The 16,780-nt window shown below is 74.0% G+C and carries 15 protein-coding genes and 1 pseudogene; 3 read left to right on the top strand and 13 right to left on the bottom strand.

The features are described from left to right. Nucleotides 1-78: 78 nt before the first annotated feature. A complete protein-coding gene (locus ACZ573_RS33730) occupies nt 79-672 on the bottom strand; it encodes a hypothetical protein (protein WP_471311870.1) in 594 nt (197 codons plus the stop codon). Between ACZ573_RS33730 and ACZ573_RS33735 the strand changes: the two genes are divergently transcribed. Further along, nucleotides 665-1,594, top strand: coding sequence for a hypothetical protein (locus ACZ573_RS33735; protein ID WP_471311873.1), 930 nt, complete (start codon nt 665-667; stop codon nt 1,592-1,594). The genes ACZ573_RS33730 and ACZ573_RS33735 overlap by 8 nt on opposite strands. A gap of 84 nt (nt 1,595-1,678) precedes the next feature. Here the strand turns inward: ACZ573_RS33735 and ACZ573_RS33740 are convergent, their stop codons facing one another. From ACZ573_RS33740 to ACZ573_RS33750, 3 genes are all read right to left on the bottom strand, one after another. After that, a complete protein-coding gene (locus ACZ573_RS33740) occupies nt 1,679-1,804 on the bottom strand; it encodes an ALQxL family class IV lanthipeptide (protein WP_189745961.1) in 126 nt (41 codons plus the stop codon). A gap of 86 nt (nt 1,805-1,890) precedes the next feature. Next, on the bottom strand, nt 1,891-4,767 hold the full coding sequence (lanL, locus tag ACZ573_RS33745) for a class IV lanthionine synthetase LanL (RefSeq protein WP_471311876.1): 2,877 nt from the start codon (nt 4,765-4,767) through the stop codon (nt 1,891-1,893). Nucleotides 4,768-4,854: 87 nt separating this feature from the next. After that, a complete protein-coding gene (locus tag ACZ573_RS33750) occupies nt 4,855-5,061 on the bottom strand; it encodes a hypothetical protein (protein WP_471311878.1) in 207 nt (68 codons plus the stop codon). A 221-nt stretch (nt 5,062-5,282) separates the two neighbouring features. Between ACZ573_RS33750 and ACZ573_RS33755 the strand changes: the two genes are divergently transcribed. Further along, entirely contained in the window at nt 5,283-6,398 is a 1,116-nt protein-coding gene (locus tag ACZ573_RS33755; protein ID WP_471311881.1) for a hypothetical protein, read from the top strand. A 277-nt stretch (nt 6,399-6,675) separates the two neighbouring features. Here the strand turns inward: ACZ573_RS33755 and ACZ573_RS33760 are convergent, their stop codons facing one another. From ACZ573_RS33760 to ACZ573_RS33770, 3 genes are all read right to left on the bottom strand, one after another. Next, complete coding sequence (locus ACZ573_RS33760) at nt 6,676-7,983, bottom strand: serine/threonine-protein kinase (RefSeq protein WP_471311884.1); 1,308 nt, start codon at nt 7,981-7,983, stop codon at nt 6,676-6,678. Nucleotides 7,984-8,048: 65 nt separating this feature from the next. Next, nucleotides 8,049-8,882, bottom strand: a complete 834-nt coding sequence (locus ACZ573_RS33765) for an FHA domain-containing protein (protein ID WP_471311887.1) — start codon at nt 8,880-8,882, stop codon at nt 8,049-8,051. Between the two features lie 74 nt (nt 8,883-8,956). Beyond that, complete coding sequence (locus ACZ573_RS33770; protein ID WP_471311889.1) at nt 8,957-9,844, bottom strand: peptidoglycan DD-metalloendopeptidase family protein; 888 nt, start codon at nt 9,842-9,844, stop codon at nt 8,957-8,959. Between the two features lie 189 nt (nt 9,845-10,033). On the opposite strand from ACZ573_RS33770, the pseudogene ACZ573_RS33775 reads away from it, so the two are divergent. After that, a pseudogene (locus ACZ573_RS33775) lies at nt 10,034-10,464 on the top strand (cation:proton antiporter domain-containing protein); the annotation flags it as partial. Between the two features lie 23 nt (nt 10,465-10,487). Here ACZ573_RS33775 and ACZ573_RS33780 read toward each other — a convergent pair. The 6 genes from ACZ573_RS33780 to hypB all read right to left on the bottom strand — a co-directional run bounded on the left by ACZ573_RS33780 (nt 10,488) and on the right by hypB (nt 16,780). Further along, complete coding sequence (locus tag ACZ573_RS33780) at nt 10,488-10,745, bottom strand: hypothetical protein (RefSeq protein WP_471311892.1); 258 nt, start codon at nt 10,743-10,745, stop codon at nt 10,488-10,490. 244 nt (nt 10,746-10,989) lie between these two features. Further along, nucleotides 10,990-12,051 (bottom strand): hydrogenase expression/formation protein HypE, encoded by a 1,062-nt coding sequence (gene hypE / locus ACZ573_RS33785; RefSeq protein WP_471311895.1) that lies wholly within the window; start codon nt 12,049-12,051, stop codon nt 10,990-10,992. Then, the gene (gene hypD, locus ACZ573_RS33790) at nt 12,044-13,225 is read right to left on the bottom strand and encodes a hydrogenase formation protein HypD (RefSeq protein ID WP_471311898.1); all 1,182 of its coding nucleotides are present in this window, start codon (nt 13,223-13,225) and stop codon (nt 12,044-12,046) included. The genes hypE and hypD overlap by 8 nt, the downstream gene beginning before the upstream one ends. Beyond that, nucleotides 13,222-13,581 carry a HypC/HybG/HupF family hydrogenase formation chaperone gene (locus ACZ573_RS33795; RefSeq protein WP_468113361.1) on the bottom strand — a complete coding sequence of 120 codons (360 nt, stop codon included), beginning with the start codon at nt 13,579-13,581 and terminating at the stop codon, nt 13,222-13,224. Before ACZ573_RS33795 ends, hypD begins: the two co-directional genes overlap by 4 nt. A 35-nt stretch (nt 13,582-13,616) precedes the next feature. Continuing rightward, a complete protein-coding gene (gene hypF / locus ACZ573_RS33800) occupies nt 13,617-15,941 on the bottom strand; it encodes a carbamoyltransferase HypF (protein ID WP_471311901.1) in 2,325 nt (774 codons plus the stop codon). After that, a complete protein-coding gene (gene hypB, locus ACZ573_RS33805) occupies nt 15,941-16,780 on the bottom strand; it encodes a hydrogenase nickel incorporation protein HypB (RefSeq protein ID WP_471311905.1) in 840 nt (279 codons plus the stop codon). Before hypB ends, hypF begins: the two co-directional genes overlap by 1 nt.

The following is a 16,780-nucleotide window of genomic DNA, read 5'->3' on the forward strand; positions in this document are numbered from 1 at the left end:
GAGGAATCCCCAGGCGCCGGCGTCGAGCCGGCCACCGAGGTGCTCTGCCAGCTCGTCGGAGGGGACCCGGCGCAGCGCCTACCCGGCTGCGGAACTGCTGGGCGCCGGGTCGTGCTCCCACCATTCCAGCAGGAGCGGGACCAGCGGTCCCAGTTCGCCCGGGTCGAGCAGGCTTGCCACGCGCGCGACCCTGCCGTGCAGGATTCCGTCCGCGCGGAGTTCCGTCTCGCCGATGGTGTTCAGTGCGCGAGCCAGGTCGGCACCGACGGGTACGTCGATGCGGCCTTGCAGGAATGACCGGAGCACGGGGAGCCTGACCTCGGGTTCGGGCCACTCCAGGAGCGTCAGGGCCGCGGTGTGCCGGTGATCCGGAGCGGATGCCTGCAACATGGCCAGCAGGCGCTCCCGCAGTGCGGTCGAACGGGGCTGGTCGAGGTCGATGTGCACGGTCCGCGGTCGCGGCGCGGCCCCGCGGGTGGTCTCGGCGATGGTCCAGGGTGGTGCGCCGAGCGGCTGGATGTCCGTCATCCAGTCGACGAGGGCGGCGCGGGTCTCGGGGCCGGCCGGGGCGTAGGCATCGATCAGCGCACTCAGGCGGTACCGGGAGCCCGGGATGCCGTCGTGCTGCAGGCGGAGTCGGCGGACCTGCTCCAGGGAGCTCGGCGTGCGCACCGCGGCATCCAGCGCGGCTCGCCACGCCTCGGCTTCGGCCTCGGCCGACGAGGTGGCCTGGGGGACTGCGGGCCGTGCGATCACCGAATCGGTGGTGAGGAAGGGAGACAGGACGTCCCGGCGGCAGGGGATCCAACGCCACCCACGGCTGCGTGAGTTCGCCCAGTACATCGGCGACGACGTCTGCGCTGTCGGCACCGAGCAGGTTGATCAGGTATGCGCGCACCAGTGCCGGGCCCAGCAGGCCGGCGTGCAGCCCCTGCCGGGCCAGCTGCAGCGCGGCGGCTTGCAACACCGCGTCACCGCTGCCCACCAGCTCGTTCACGAGCTGCTCGGGCCGGTGCGCGCAGGTGACGGTCATTGCCCGCACGGCCTGGTACAGCAGTTCTCCCGGAGGCTCCTTCCGGATCGCCGTCGGGTCGTTGAGAAGCTCAGCGCGCAGCCAGGCGATCTGCACCCGTGCCGGCAGGTCAGCCGTACGCCACGAAGGCCGGCGAAGCCCCTGGCGATGCGGCTGCAGACGTTCGTGGAGCCGGGCCAGGACGAGCGCCGCCTCCGGCGGTCCATCCACCGATACGGGCAGCAGCGCGGCGAGTTCGGCCATCTCCTGCTCGTCGTCCGCCCGGCCCGTCGTGACGCGCTCGGCCAGGAGGACCAGCCCCAGGTACCGAAGGCGGGGATCGTCGTGCCGGATGAGGCGTTCGAAGACGGCCGGCGCGCAGAGCCGCGGGTCGAGATGGCCGGCCGGCGGGCCGCCGTCACCCCGACGCACCGCGTCGAGGAAAGGCTTGTCTGCCTGCGTCATCATCGTCGGATGCTAACGGGGGCGCTCCCCGCCCCACCAACGAGTTACACCCGAGGCGTCACGGACGACGCTCGCCTGGGCCGGCGGGCCCGGTGCGGCATGGCTGAGGGAGTCTGAGGGAGTCTGAGGGAGGGGACCGGTGCAGGGCTCCGGTCCCCCTCCCGGGGGCGGCGCAGGGGTCGCCGCGGGTTCAGCGGGCGATCAGCAGCCGCTGGTGTGCCAGCGGCAGGCGGTGATCAGCGCGGCGGCGTGCTCCTCGCCGCGGGCGTCCTCGGTACGGACGTCCTCGGGCAGTACCTGGAGGGCATCGATGTCGAACTCCGCCATGGCGGTCTCCTTCTGTGTGGATGGGACGGTGAGAAACGCCGGGCCCCGACGGGGCCGGCAGCCGGTGGCCGGAGGCCACCGGACACTCAGGGGTGGGCGGATCCGCCCTCGGGCAGCCACGCTCGCGGGCCGCCGTACCGCAGCCGCAGGAGCAGCGACAGGCTCCCGGCGAGGCCGGTGGCGTACTCGGCCAGTACGCCCTTGCGGTTCTCGTCGGGCACCAGCAGCCGGCCGTCGCGCAGCACCGCCTGGGCCGCCATGTGCTCGACCAGCAGCTCGGCACCGGCACGGTGGCGCGCATCGCCCGACAGCTCGGCGGCGTCGAGCAGGAACTCGGCGTTGCCCGCGAGCCCGTGGCAGGTGGCGGGCGAATCGGTCACCCTGCCCGCTCCGACAGCGGCAGCCGCGCCCTCCACCAGCTCGGCCAGGCCCTCGTCGCGGGTGCCGGTGGTGGACCGGAGGCGGACCAGGAAGGTGCCCACGCCCGAGGACCCGCTGCACCAGTGCCTGGCCAGGTCCGGGGAGTCCGTCAGGTGCCTGGCCCGGTCCACCGGCCACAAGGTGCCCGCCGGTCCGCTGCGCGCGGCCCTGGCGAGGGTGGCGCCCGCCGCCACGGCGGCCGCGCGCAGCCGCTCGTCGCCCGTCGCCTTCCAGGCGAGGAGCAGGAAGGTACCCACGCCGGCCACCCCGTGCGCGAATCCGTAGTGCCAGGCGCCCGCCAGACCGGAGTCGAAGTCCTCGGGCACCGGCCAGAAGATGCCCTCGGGGGTACGCCGAGCCGCTGCCAGCAGCCCCTCGGCCGCCTGCGCGGCCCGGTCGAGGAAGCGCGGGTCCCCCGTGGTGCGCCAGAAGTGCAGCTGGGCCAGGCCGGCGCCGGCCGCACCGTGACAGACATCGGGGTTGGGCCACTGCACGGGCAGCGCCAGGGCGAGTGCGACGGCGCGTTCGGTGAGCGCCGCGTCCTCCAGCGCCCGGGCGGCGTCGAACAGGGCCCAGGCCGTGCCCGAGCGGCCGAAGTGGAGTCCGGGCAGGTTGCCGGGCAGGGCCTCCTGCCGCTCCGCCGTCCAGAGCGTGGCCGTACGCAGCCCCGCGCGCAGGGCCTCCCTGGTGACCGGCGGTGCGTACGGGGAGCCGGCCGCGAGGTCGTCCGCGTGGCGCAGGGCGCGGGCGAGTACGCTCACTCCGCCGGCCGAGCCGTGCTGGAGGGCCACCGGGTCGCAGGTCTCACCGAACGAATCGGCGGCCCAGAGCCGGTCGGGGTCCGCCGGGCGCATGGTGGCCAGCAGGTGGGCGATGCCGTCGTGCAGCAGCCGTGCGCGCACCGCCGCCGGCTCCGTGGACCCGGTGGACGCCGTGGCGCCCGTGGCCGCCGTGGCGCCGGCAGGTGCTGTCTGTGCGGGCGGTTCCGCCGTTGCCGCGCTGTCGGTGAGGTGCTCCCGGGCCCGCTCCAGGGTCCAGCGGTCCCCGGGCGTATCCCGCATCAGCCCGCGGACCAACGGCCCGTAGCGACGTACGAGCGGCCGGTCGCGGCCCAGCAGGTCCAGGAGCCGGGACAGCCGCTCCTCGTCCGGGCGGGCCTGCGCGGGCCGGTCCTCCGCGAAGAGCGGATCCGCGCCGGTCAGTGCGTGCAGCACGGTGGCGCCCAGGGCGTAGAGGTCCACGCCGGGCCCGAATGCGGGAGCCACCGGATCGGCGGCACGCAGTTCGGGGGCGGTGTAGCCGGGGGTGGCGCCGAGCACCCAGCGTTCGCCCTCCCGGGCGGCCATCTCCAGGTCGATCAGCCGTAGCTGTCCGCCGGGGGTGACCATGACGTTGTTGGGATTGAAGTCGTGCAGGGTGAGGCCGAGTTCGTGGGCGCCGCCGACCAGTTCGAGCAGCTGCCGGACGAGGGATTCGGCGGTCGGCGCGTCGGGGCAGGCGAATCCCTCCCGGATCAGTCGCTCGGCGACGGTCCGGCGCAGGGTCGCCCCGGGGACCGACTCGGCGACCAGGAAGGCACTGCCCTGCTGCTCGAACACCTCCACGAGCCGGGGAACCCGGTCGGGGAACTGCTTGCCGTAACGTTCCAGGAGGGTCGCCTCCCGGCGCAGCAGGTCCCGTACGTCCAGCCCTTCGAGTCCCGCGCCCACATGAGGACGGGCCTGTTTGACGACCACCTGGGCACCGGTGGCGGTGTCCACCGCCCGGAACACGCCCCCCTTGTTGGAGTGCTGGATCGCTCCGCGTACGAGATAACGCTCGTGCAGCAGCACCGGCTTCGCGGTGGCCGTGCTGCGGGCGGGCGCGGCCGGGCGTCCCGGGAACGGGTCGCCCGCCCAGGACGGCGGGCTGTACCAAGCGTTGCGCTCGTCGGGCACCGGCCGCCCCTGGGGGTCCCTCAGGCGGGCGGCGAAGGAGCCGTCGGCCGTGAGTTCGGCCGGCGCCGCGAACACCCCGTAGCGGTAGTAGACCTGACTGTCCGGCAGGTAGCGCCGGTCGGAGAGCACCGCTGGACCGGGCAGTCCCACGGTGGCCCGGTGCAACTCCTCGGCGAGCAGCCGGAACTGGGTGTCGTCGATCGGGTAGACCGTGATGAACTTGCCGCCTCCGCCCCGGGCGAAGCGCCCCGAGACCAGGGCGGCGACCCGTGCGGGGCTCGCCGCGAACTTGAACGGCGCCCGGTGGGCGGTCAGCACCTCGGCGGCCCGGGCCAGCACCAGCGGCGCTGAGAGAGGGGTGGCCGAGAGGTGCAGCTTCCACCCCTGGGTGCGGCGGACTGCGTCCCCCGGCCGGACGTGGCACCAGAACTCGCCCGGTTCCACGGCCCATTGCCGCGTCGCCCCTGCCCTTCCTCCGGGCCCGCCCCGCGCGAGGACGGCGCGTACCAGATCGGGCAGCAGCGCCAGGTCCGCGGGGCCCTCCGCGCGTGTCCGCCGCGGCCTCGTGAAGGGCGGCCGGGACGCGGTCTCGGGCAGTGATGACACGTTCTACGACCTCACACTTCGCTCTTCGTACTGTGCACGGCGGAACCGATGAGGCGGACGGCAGGGACCGACACCGCCGGGACACCCCTAGAGAGGGGGCCGGATGTAGTCGTCGCCCCAGCTCGTGTCGAGAATGTCCGCGCCGAGGTACGCGGTCGCCCCGCCCTGCGCACCCTGCGCGCCCCCGTGGCTGCCGGCGGCCTCCCCCGGTGCGGCTCCCGCTTCGGCGGCGACCGGGGCTGCGCCGGCCAGCAGGACCGCGAGGAGGAGCAGACAGCGGAGGGCTCTGGACATGGGGCAGCTCCTGGATGGGGAGGGCGTGGATCGGGCGGCGCACGCCCGCGTCGGGCGCGTCGGGCGGTTCACGCCCTGGGTCGGCCTATCGGCCTGACGGGCTGTGGTGTGGCCCGGCCGGAACTCAAGGCTCATACGGGTGTGCCCTCTTGGTCCAGCGTCATGAGCTGGCAATAGCCTGCATGGCACGGAAGTAGCACGGCCGCATTGCGGGGGAAATCATGACCATCCACACCAAATCCATCGAACTGCCGCGGTTGGACGCCCGGGCCGTCGCGGTCTTCGAGTACGCGCTGTCACAGGGCAGCCTCAAGCGATGGCCGCCCGACGTTCCCGAAGCCCTCGGGATGAGCCTGCGGGACGTCGAAGACGCCTGCCGCACCCTGCTGTTGCTCCGGCTGCTGCGCCCGGCACCCGACAGCCCCGAGGAGCTGATACCGGTCAGCCCGGACGCGGCCGCGGCCGAGGCGGTCGGCCCGCTGGAGGCCCAGGCCGCACAGGCCGCCGCGCACGCCCAGTCCGTACGCGAGGACCTGCGCATGCTGATGCCCCACTACCGCGCCGCCCAGCGCGAACGCGACCACCGGCAGGGCGTGGACGTACTGCCCGACCTCACGGCCGCCTCGGCGATGCTCACCCAGGAGTCGGCCCGCTGCCGGGAGGAGGTGTTCAGCATCCAGCCGGGGGGCGGCCGGGCCCCGCACCGGCTCGGGGACGCCATCGAACGGGACCTCGCGATGCTGCGCCGCGGCGTCGTGATGCGCACCCTCTACCAGCACTCGGCGCGCGCCAGCCTTTCCACCCAGGGGTACGTGGAGACGCTCACCGAGGCCGGCGCGGAGTACCGCACCGCCGCGGAACTGCCCGACCGGGCCGTGGTGTTCGACCGCTCGGTGGCCTTTCTGCCGCGGCGTACCGACGGCGGCCCCGGAGAGGGAGCGGTGCTGGTCCGGGACCCGGACGTGGTGGCGTACCTGTGCCGGGTCTTCGACCAGCACTGGTCCGGCGCGACCCCGTTCCACGGCAGCAGCGAGGCCGCCTACAAGGAGGTCGGCCCGAGCCTGCGCCGGGCGCTGGTCGGGCTGCTGGCCGAAGGGGCCAAGGACGAGGTGATCGCCCGGCGGATGGGCATGTCCCTGCGCACCTGCCGCCGCCACATCGCCGATCTGCTGGAGGAGCTCGGCGCCGAGAGCCGCTTCCAGGGCGGCGCCCTCGCCGAACGCGCCGGACTCACCACGGCGGAGCAGCCCGCGGCGGGGATGGAGGGCGGCCCAAGGGCGGACGCAGGGCCGGGTGACGTCATCTTCCGCGGGCAGGCGGCGCCCCCGTCCGATTGAGCGTCCTCGCGATTCCGATCGAGCTGATCCAGTTGATCCAGTTGATCCAGCTGTACGTCGAAGCCGCCGCGGAGACGACCGACGGGTTGCAGGCCTGGACCGGCAACAGCGAATGGCCGACGGCCCGTCTCGAAGCGGTGCTCCGTCGATTCGTCGTCGGCAGGGTCGGGAACGAGCGGCCGGCTCGTGTCGTCGAAGATGCCGGCGTGACGACCCGATTGGCTCGAACTGCTCGGTCGGCCGGCAGGGCAGCGGGCCCGTCTCGTTCCTGGAGCCGTCAGCAGTTCGGTACCCAGGCGTGGGAGCGGGGCCGGACCGCGCCGCTCAAGTTGGTCCTCGTACGCACCTTCACGCAGCCCAGCGGCTCCTGCTGGGCGGGCCCGCCGTAGTAGACGACGTCGACCTTCGTCGCCCCTTCGGTGAGGTCGAACCCGTTGTTGAAGACCGAGCGGGGCGCACTGCCGGCCGTCCAGGGGCAGGGGGCCGGACCCGCGATCCAGTCGGCGCCGCCGTCGACCCAGGAGCACATCTCGCCCCGGCCGTCCTCCTCCGAGAAGAAGCAGACCGCCCCGCGCCAACACCGGTCGTACCCCAGCGCCCCGGCGGAGTCCCCGAGGTGGAACAGTCCCGAGCCCCATACGGCGCCCAGGCCGACGGCGAGCACCGCCGTACCGGCCGCGATCAGCGCGCGGCGCCGTCGGCGTGGTCCGGGAACGCGCGGGGCGGCCGGCGGCGGGGCGGCGGGCGACGCGCCGGCGGCCGCCGCCTCCACCCGGCGCAGCAGCGACGCCGCGGTGTGCGCGGCCCGGTCCTCGTGTCTTCGGGCCAGGCAGTCGCGGACGATGTCCCGCCAGTGCTCCGGAAGTTCCGGCGACAGCCGCAGCTCGTCCTCGCCCCTGGCGTAGCGCAGCGCGGCGTCCCGGCGGGCGGCCGGGGTGCCGCCGGGCAGCGGCAGTGCGCCGGTCAGTACGACGTGGGCCAGGACACCGAAGGCCCAGATGTCGGCCGTCGGGCGGATCTTCGTACCGCGTTCGCCGACCTCCGACCAGAGCAGGTCGGGCGGGGTGTAGTCGGGCGTGGCGAAGGCCGGGGAGTAGGCGTGCGTGCCCTCCAGCTCCGCGGCCATGTTGAAGTCGCCCAGCCGCGCCGTGCCGTCGGCCATCAGCAGGACGTTGCCCGGCTTGAGGTCGCCGTGCACCCAGCCCGCCCGGTGCAGTTGGTCGAGCCCCTCGCAGACCTGGGCGAGCAGGGCGGGACCGGTCCGTGGCACTCCGCCGGCCAGCAGGGCGTCCAGGGAGCCCTGCGCCTCCTCCAGGACGAGGACGGTGGCGCCGTCGAGTTCGGGCCGGCCGGGGTCGTCGACCGTGAGCACCTCGTACAGCCGGATCAGCCGGGGTGTGCGCACCCGGCGCAGTACCTCGGTCTCGCGCTCGGCGAGCTCGACCAGGTGCCGTAACCCGCGCGGGGTGTGGGTACCGGTCGGCAGGACCTTGAGCGCGGCCCGGCCGGGCAGGCCCGGCTCGGGTGCGGCGCGCTGGGCCGCGTACACGCTGCCGAAGGCGCCGGACCCCAGCAGGTGCCCCACGACCCAGGGGCCGACGCGGTAGCCGGCCGGGACCTCGAGGGCGCCGGAGTGCCCGGCTCGCCTGGTCAGCGGGCGGTACCGGTCGGGGCGGCCGGCAGGGCCGCCAGGTCCGTCTCGCGGACGAGGTCGAAGCGCAGGGCCAGCGAGACCAGGGTCTCTTTCTTGCCGACCAGCCGCGGCCCCGGATCCACCGTGTCGGGGCCCGGCTTGAGGCGCAGTTTGACCGCGAGGTAGTCGATGTTCCACTGCACGGCGGCGCGGTTGGCCGCGGGCCAGGACGGCTTCAGGCGTTCGACCACCTGCTCGACGGTGGGCAGGGGCGCGTGCGGTTCGCCGCGCAGCCTCGGCTCGCAGAGCGCGGTGAGGACCAGGAAGTACCGGCTGGAGCGATCGAGGGGGAAGGGGAGTACGGTCGGCTCCCCGGCGGGCTCGCCGGGATCGTCCCGGTCGGCGTAGTCGTGGCGCGGCGCCCAGACGTCCAGGGTGAGCAGTTCGGAGCCGGCGGGCAGGACGAGCCGGGCGAATTCGAACGGGACCGGTGCGTCCAGCCGGCCGGGGCCGATCTTGATGTGTTCGCCGGCGCCCTCGGGGTTCTCGACCACGTACGTCGCCGAGCGGGAGAAGTTGCTGAGCGACCAGTACGTGGCGGTCGCGGTGATCTCCCCCGCCGAACGCGAGACGCCGGCGTGCGGGACGTGCAGGGTGTGCGGGCCGCTGCCGCCACCGCCGGTGTCGCGGAGGCCCGTGCCGGTGCTCGTGCCTGTGCCGGCGCCCGTGCCGGTACCGGTGCCGGTGCGGCGAAGGGGTTCACGGCCGAAACGGAGGGTCTGCCCCGGTGCCAGGCGGATCTGTGCGGCTGGGGACATGGTGGGCCCCGGAACCACGATGATGCTGTTCACGCTGCTTCCTTCCCCGAAGGTGCAGGGGAAGGGTAGCCAGCGGAATCAATCGTTCCCGCAACAATGGCTTGTCTTCAGCACTCCCCTCGCCACTGGAAGCGGTCGATCGTCCGGCCCCCGGCGGGAAGGTTTCCGCGCCCCTCGTCCCAGCCGCGGTGCAGGCAGGCACTGCCCCCCTCCCGGAAGTACACCTGCACGTGGTCGTAACCCGGCTGCACCGTCCCGTTGTTGAAGAAGGACCTGCGCAGCCCGCACGTGCTCCGGGGCTCGTCGACGGCGGAACGGCAGACGGTGCCCGTGCCGTCCGCCCCCGAGTAGAAGCAGACGTAGCCGGCCGGGCAGTCCTGCCAGGCGGGGCCCGGTGTGCCGGCGCAGTTGCGGCTGGTGACGCTCGGCCACTCCTTGGCGGCTCCCGAGTACTCGACCCCGTCGAAGTGGGCCGGGACGCGGTGGCTCTCGTCGGTGAAGTCGCCCGAGGCCAGGTAGCGCTGCTCGTAGTGCAGGTGGGACCACTCGGAGGCGCCCGAGGTGCCGATCCGGCCGATCCGCGTGGACGGCTGGACGGCGTCGCCCTTCTTGACGTAGGTCGCCGGGTCGTCCTTCAGGTGGTAGTACGCCGTGAACCAGCCGTTGCCGTGGTTGATCTGGATGGTGTTGCCCGAGCCGTTGGTCCAGTACGTGGCGGACACCGTGCCGGCGGCGGACGGCTGGACGGGCAGTCCGTCGGAGCCGGTGTTGCCCTCCACCACGATGTCCAGCGCCGGATCGTGGCCCCAGGTGTTCAGCTGCCAGGTGGTCCCGCACGGGAACGGCAGCTGGAACAGCGGCTTCGCCGCAGCCGGGGCGGCGGCGGGCCCGGGCGCGGAGGCCAGGGCGGAGGCGGGCGCGGGCGTACCCGCAAGCACCAGTCCCGCCAAGCACATCAGCACCACTGCCCACAGCCTGCTCGGATACCGCAGCACGTCTTCCCCTCCCGGCCCCCATGGACGACGCCCGGACGGGCGGTCTCCCGCGCCATGCTGAGGGTCGGGGCCGGGGATGCGCCACCTCGTAGCTACTAGGGGGTGCGGGGCCCTGAGGGCTCGATGAGCCCGACCCGGATCGCGTACCGGGTCAGCTCCAGCCGGTCGCGCATCCCCAGCTTCTGGATCTTCGTCTTCTTCGGCCTCCACACCGACCGGCGAGCATCCCGCCCGTGCTGCTGCCGGCGCTCGCGCTGGCCCTGGTGACCGCCGGTACGAAGATCGCCACCGGGTACTGGGCCGCGAAGCGCGCCGGGGTCGGGGTCAAGGGCCGCTGGCGGGCCGGCGGCACCCTCGTCGCCCGCGGGGAGTTCTCGATCGTCATCGCCGGTCTCGCCGTCCCCGCGGGCATCGACCCGGCCCTCGGGCCGCTGGCCACAGCGTACGTGCTGATCCTCGTGGTGATCGGGCCGCTCACCGCCCGGTACACCGAGCCGCTGGCCGCCCGGTTGCGGGGGCGGCGCGCCGTGCGCACCCCGCTGCTCGCGGCCGTGCCCTCCCCCGCGAGGTCCCCGGAGGCGGAGCCGGCTCTCGACCAGGATCCCGCCGGGCGCCCGTAGGCCGTCTCCTCCGGCTCTTGCCGTCAGGGAGGTGCCACCGGTTTCGCCCGGCGGGGCGTACGGGGCTCCGCGCCCAGGCGGTTCACCGCCAGCGCGGCCACGACCAGGCCGGCCGCGAGCACCAGCCCGTTGGGCAGGGTGGCCCCGGCCACCGCGGCCCAGACCCCCAGCGCCACGGCCAGCCAGGCGCCCGGCCGGCGATGCGTACGGGGCCGGGGCGGGGGTCCGTGCGCCGGCCGGGCTCCGGGGCCGGTGGTCCTCACATCCTCGGGTCGCGGCATGACCCGCTCCTTTCCGTCGGCCGGGTCAGGGCGAAGGAGCGGGTGCACTGCCGAGGGCACGGGCCGCTCCACGTCGACACCGCCGGGACGCGCGGGGTGTTCGGCGTCCGGGCGTCTTCTCGAAGCAGTGGCGGCGCCTCCCGGCGGTGGCCGGGAGGGGATGCTGCGGGCACCCTCAGCATCACCCGGCCCACCGCCACCGCACATCGGGGCCGGCACCCATCTCGGGCGCCCCTCGCGCCGGTCAGCAGATGCGCGGCAGCTGCTCCCCGATCGGCAGGTCGACCACGCGGGTGCCGCCGAGGGCGGTGCGGGCCACGACCAGGCCCGGGTGGGCGTCGACGGCCTCACCGATCACCGCGGCGCGGCGGCCCAGCGGATGGGCGCGCATGGCGTCGAGGACGGCGTCGGCGTGCTCGCGGGGCACGAAGGCGACCAGCTTGCCCTCGTTGGCCACGTAGAGCGGGTCGAGCCCGAGGATCGCGCAGGCGTTCGCGACGGCGGCTGGGACCGGGACGCGGCCCTCGTGGATCACGACACCGGTGCCCGAGGCGGCCGCGATCTCGTTCAGGGAGGCCGCCAGGCCGCCCCGGGTGGGGTCGCGCAGGACGTGGAGGTCCGGGGTGACCGCGAGCATGCTCCGTACGAGGCCGCCCAGGGCGGCGCAGTCGCTCTGGATGTCGACGCCGAATTCGAGCCCCTCGCGGACACTCATGATCGCCACGCCGTGGAGCCCGATCTCGCCGCTGACGATGACGACGTCACCGGGTACGACGCGCTGCGGGCGCAGGTCCACCCCGTCGGGGATGATCCCGATGCCCGCGGTGTTGATGTAGATGCCGTCGCCGTGGCCCGCTTCCACCACCTTGGTGTCGCCGGTCGCGACCTCCACGCCCGCGGCCCGCGCGGCCGCGCCCATGGCTTCGGCCACCCGCGCCACCACCGGCATCTCGACGCCCTCCTCCAGGATGAACCCGCAGGAGAGGTAGGCCGCTTCGGCTCCGCTCATGGCCAGGTCGTTGACCGTGCCGTTGACCGCGAGGTCGCCGATGGAGCCGCCGGGGAAGAACAGCGGCCGCACCACGTAGGAGTCGGTGGAGAAGGCCAGCCGGACCCCGCCCAGGGTGACGGCCGCGGAGTCCCCGAGCTGGGCGAGCACGTCGCCGCCGAAGGCGGGGGCGAAGAGGTGCTGGACCAGTTCGGCGGAGAGTGCGCCCCCGCCTCCGTGGCCCATGACCACCCGGGGGCGGTCGCGCAGCGGGGCCGGGCAGGTCCAGCCCGTGATGTCGAGTGCGGTGTCAGACAACGGGGCTCGCCTCCAGCGGGGCGCTCACAGGGGTCGGTGCGGTCGCGGCGTTCTTGGCGGCGTTCTTGGCGGCGGGCACGGCCCCCAGCTCCAGCCGGCGGTAGAGGTAGTACGCGGCGCAGGCGCCCTCGCTGGAGACCATGGTGGCGCCGAGCGGGCTGCGCGGGGTGCACAGCGTGCCGAAGGCCTCGCACTCGTGCGGTTTCAGCAGCCCCTGGAGCACCTCGCCGCTGCGGCACTCGGCCGGTTCGAGGGTGTTGATGCCGGTGACCGAGAAGCGGTGTTCGGCGTCGAAGTCGCGGTAGCGCTCCGACAGCCGCCAGCCGCTGTCGGGGATGACGCCGATGCCCCGCCAGGCCCGGTCGGTGACCTCGAAGACGTCCTCCAGCATGGCGAGGGCGGCCGGGTTGCCTTCGGGGCGCACGGCGCGCGCGTAGGCGTTGTCGACGGTGTGCTCGCCGCGCTCCAGTTGCCGTACGGCCCGGCGTACGCCCTCCAGGATGTCCAGCGGTTCGAAGCCCGTCACCACGATGGGCACCCGGTGGCGCGCGGCCAGTTCGGGGTACTCGCGCACGCCCATCACGCTGCACACGTGTCCGGCGGCGAGGAAGCCCTGGACCCGGCAGCTCGGCGACTGCATGATCGCCTCGATCGCCGGGGGCACCCGGACGTGGGAGACCAGCAGGCTGAAGTTGGGGATGCCCAGCTTCTTGGCCTGGTGGACCGTCATGGCGTTGGGCGGCGCCGTGGTCTCGAAGCCGATGCCGAAGAAGACCACCTGGCGCTTCGGGTTCTCCTGGGCGATCCGCAGAGCGTCGAGCGGGGAGTAGACGACGCGTACGTCGCCGCCCTCGCTGCGCACCTGGAACAGGTCGCGGCCGGTCCCGGGCACCCGGAGCATGTCCCCGAAGGAACAGAAGATCACATCGGGGCGGGAGGCGATCTCCAGCGCCTTGTCGATGACCTCCAGCGGGGTGACGCACACCGGACAGCCCGGGCCGTGGATCAACTCAACCTGTTCCGGCAGAAGTTGATCGATCCCGTGCCGGATGATGGTGTGGGTCTGGCCGCCGCAGACCTCCATCAGGGCCCAGGGCCGGGTCACGGTGGCGTGAATGTCGTCGAGCAGCCGGCGGGCGAGGTCGGGGTCCTGGAACTCCTCGATGTACTTCACGGCTGGACTTCCTCCTGCGGTGCGGCGAGGGCGGGCGCGGGCCCGGGTTCGGGGCCGGGATCGTCGGTGAAGGGCCAGGGCTCACCGCCGGCTGCGGCGGCCTGCTCCCACGGGTCGCCGAACTCCTCCTGGAGCATGCCGAGTTGTGCGAAGAGTTCGAGGGTCTGCTTGGCCGACTCCTCGTCGAGGCGCTGCAGGGCGAAGCCCACGTGGACGATGGCGTACTCGCCCACCTGGAGGTCCGGCAGATACTCCAGGCACACCTCCTTCTGCACACCGCCGAAGTCGACGGTGGCCATGCGGGTGCCGTCCTTCTCCCCGATGTCGAGCACTCTGCCGGGCACCGCCAGGCACATGGGTTTCTCCTTGCTGTGGGTGTGTCAGGTGTGTGTCAGGGGGTGTGGCGCGCGGCGGCCACCATGAGCTGGCCGAGGGCCAGTCCGCCGTCGTTCGGGGGGACCCGGCCGTGCCGCAGGACGGTGAATCCGGCGGCTCCCAGGCGCCGGGCGCACGCCGAGGAGAGCAGGGTGTTGGCGAAGACCCCGCCGGTCAGGGCGACGGTGTCCAGGCCGTGCCGCTCGCGCGCGAGCGCGCACAGCGTGGCGACGAGGGCGGCGACGGAGGTGTGGAAGCGGGCGGCGATCAGTGCCGGGTCCGTGCCGGCGCGGACGTCGGCCACCACGGCGGCCAGTACGGGCGCCGGATCGGCGGTGACCGGCCCGCCGTCGGGGCCGGGCGGAGCGTGCAGGCCGAAGGTGTAGCCGGGTCCGGGATCGGCTTCGTCCGCGCCCAGGGCGGCGCCCTCCAGTTCGATGGCGGCCTGCGCCTCGTAGCCGGCTACGTGGCAGATGCCGGCCAGGGAGGAGACGGCGTCGAAGAGGCGGCCCATGCTGGAGGTCGGGACACAGTTCAGACCGCGTTCCAGCTGGCGCTCCAGCAGCGCGAGTTCTCCCGGCGGACAGGCCGCCGTGCAGGGCAGCTCCGGGGTCCGGGCGATGCCCGCGGCCCGCAGATGGGACAGCGCCATGCGGTACGGGCGGTGCACGGCCGCGTCGCCGCCCGGCAGCGGGACGTAGGCCAGGTGGGCGAAGCGGGTGAACCCGGCGTAGTCGGCGAGGAGGACCTCGCCGCCCCACACGGCGCCGTCGTCGCCGTAGCCGGTGCCGTCGAACGCGACCCCGATCACCGGGCGGCCGGCGTCCCGGCCGTGCTCCGCCAGGGTGGAGGCGATGTGCGCGTGGTGGTGCTGGACGCGGACGAGCGGCCGGGCGCCCGCGGCGCGCTCCGCCCACCGGGTGGAACGGTAGCCGGGGTGCCGGTCGGCGGCGAGGAGCACGGGGGTGACGCCGGTGATGGACTCCAGCTGCCGCTCGGCGCCTTCGAGGGCGTACTGGGTGGCGAGGTCGTCCATGTCGCCGATGTGGGCGGACAGCCAGGCCTGGCGCCCTTCGCCGAGGCAGAAGGTGTTCTTCAGGTCCCCGCCCGCCGCGAGGCTCGCGGGGACGGGAACCGGCAGGGTCAGCGGGAGCGGGGCGTACCCGCGCGAGCGGCGCACGGTCAGCGGCTCGCCGTCGCACACCCGCACCACGGAGTCGTCGCACGGCACGTGGATGGGGCGGTCGTGCGTGAGCCAGGCGTCGGCGAGGGCAGCGAGCCGGTCCAGGGCCTCGGCGTCGTCGGTGACGATGGGCTCCCCCGCGAGGTTCCCGCTGGTCATGACGAGCAGCCGGGGCCCCGGGGGGTCCCCGGGCAGGCCGAGCAGCAGGTGGTGGACGGGCGTGTACGGGAGCATCACGCCGAGGTCCGGACAGCCGGGGGCGACCCCGTCCGGGCCGCCCGCTCCGGCGCGGCGGCGGAGCAGCACGATGGGCCGTACGGCGCCGGTGAGCAGCTCCCTTTCCTCGGGGCCGATGTGGGCGAACCGCTCGGCGTCGGCGAGGTCCCGGGCCATCAGGGCGAAGGGCTTGTCCCCGCGGGCCTTGCGCCGGCGCAGCTCGGCGACGGCGCCCGGCTGGGTGGCGTCGCAGGCCAGGTGGTAGCCGCCGAGGCCCTTGACGGCGAGGATCGCGCCGGCCGCCAGGAGCCGGCGGGCCTCGGCGACCGGGTCCGGGCCGGTGCTCTCGCGGGGCGGTCGCCCGGTGAGCAGCCTGAGGCGGGGGCCGCAGGCCGGGCAGGCGACCGGCTGGGCGTGGAAGCGGCGGTCGGCCGGGTCCGCGTACTCCCGGGCGCAGTCGGGGCACATGGGGAAGGGGGCCATGGTGGTGTGCGCGCGGTCGTAGGGCAGCCCGGTGACGATGGTGAAGCGCGGCCCGCAGTGGGTGCAGGTGATGAAGGGGTGCCGGTGGCGCCGGTCGGCCGGGTCGGCCAGTTCGGTCAGGCAGTCGGCGCAGGTGGCCACGTCCGGGGAGACCAGGGTGCGGGCGGGACCGCCGCTCCGGGAGGCGATGATGGTGAATCCGGTGCCGCCCGCGACGGGTACCTCCCAGTGGTCGACGGCGTCGACGACGGCTAGCGGGGGCGCCTCCGCCGCGAGCCGTTCGCAGAACCGCGACACCGCCGCCGGGGCGCCCTCGACCTCCGCGACCACGCCCTCGGGGGTGTTGGTGACGTGCCCGGCCAGGCCCAGCCCGGTCGCGCGGATGTAGACGTAGGGCCGGAAGCCGACGCCCTGGACCACGCCCCGGACGGTGACCCGGCGCCGCTGCACCGCTTCCATCAGCGGGTCTGCGCGACCGTGTGGACGTGCGGGTGCGGGTGCTCGTGGTCGTGCTCCTGCTCGTGGTCCTCGTCGTGCTCGTGGTCCTCGTCGTGCTCGTGGTCGTGGCCGTGCTCGTGCTCGTGGTCGTGTCCGAGGCCGTGCACGTGCTGCCGGCGGGCCATCACCGGCGTGTGCGTGCCCGTCCCGGCCCCGGCCGCAAGTGCCCGGTCGAGCAGGACGCCCAGGCCCTCACCCGCGCGCGCCGAGGTGAGCACCACCTCCACGCCGGGATTGACCTGCTCGACGTTGGCGCGGAAGGCGGCCTCGTCGAACTCGACGGCTCGCGCGATGTCGGTCTTGGTGACCACCACCAGCTGGGCCAGTCCGAAGGCGGTCGGATACTTCAGCGGCTTGTCCTCGCCCTCGGTCACCGAGGCGAGCACCACCCGCAGCGATTCCCCCAGGTCGTAGCCGGCCGGGCAGACCAGGTTGCCCACGTTCTCCACGAAGAGCAGCCGGGTGTCGCCGGGCAGCCAGCCGTCCAGGTGCCGGCCGAGCATCGCGGCCTCCAGGTGGCACAGCCCGTCGGTGAGCACCTGCTTGACCGATACGCCCGAACGGGCCAGCCGTACCGCGTCGTTCTCGGTGGCCAGGTCGGCCGTCAGCGCGGCCACGGCCACGCCCCGCTCGCGCGCGAGGAGCAGTTCGCGCTCCAGCAGCGCCGTCTTGCCGCTGCCGGGGCTGGAGAGCAGATTGACCACCGTCGTACCGCGGGCGGTGAGTTCGGTGCGCAGGACCTGGGCGGCTTCGTCGTTCTTGGCGAGCACCGCCTGCCGCAGATCGACCACTCGGCACAT

Source organism: Streptomyces sp. NPDC040545, assembly GCF_055595065.1.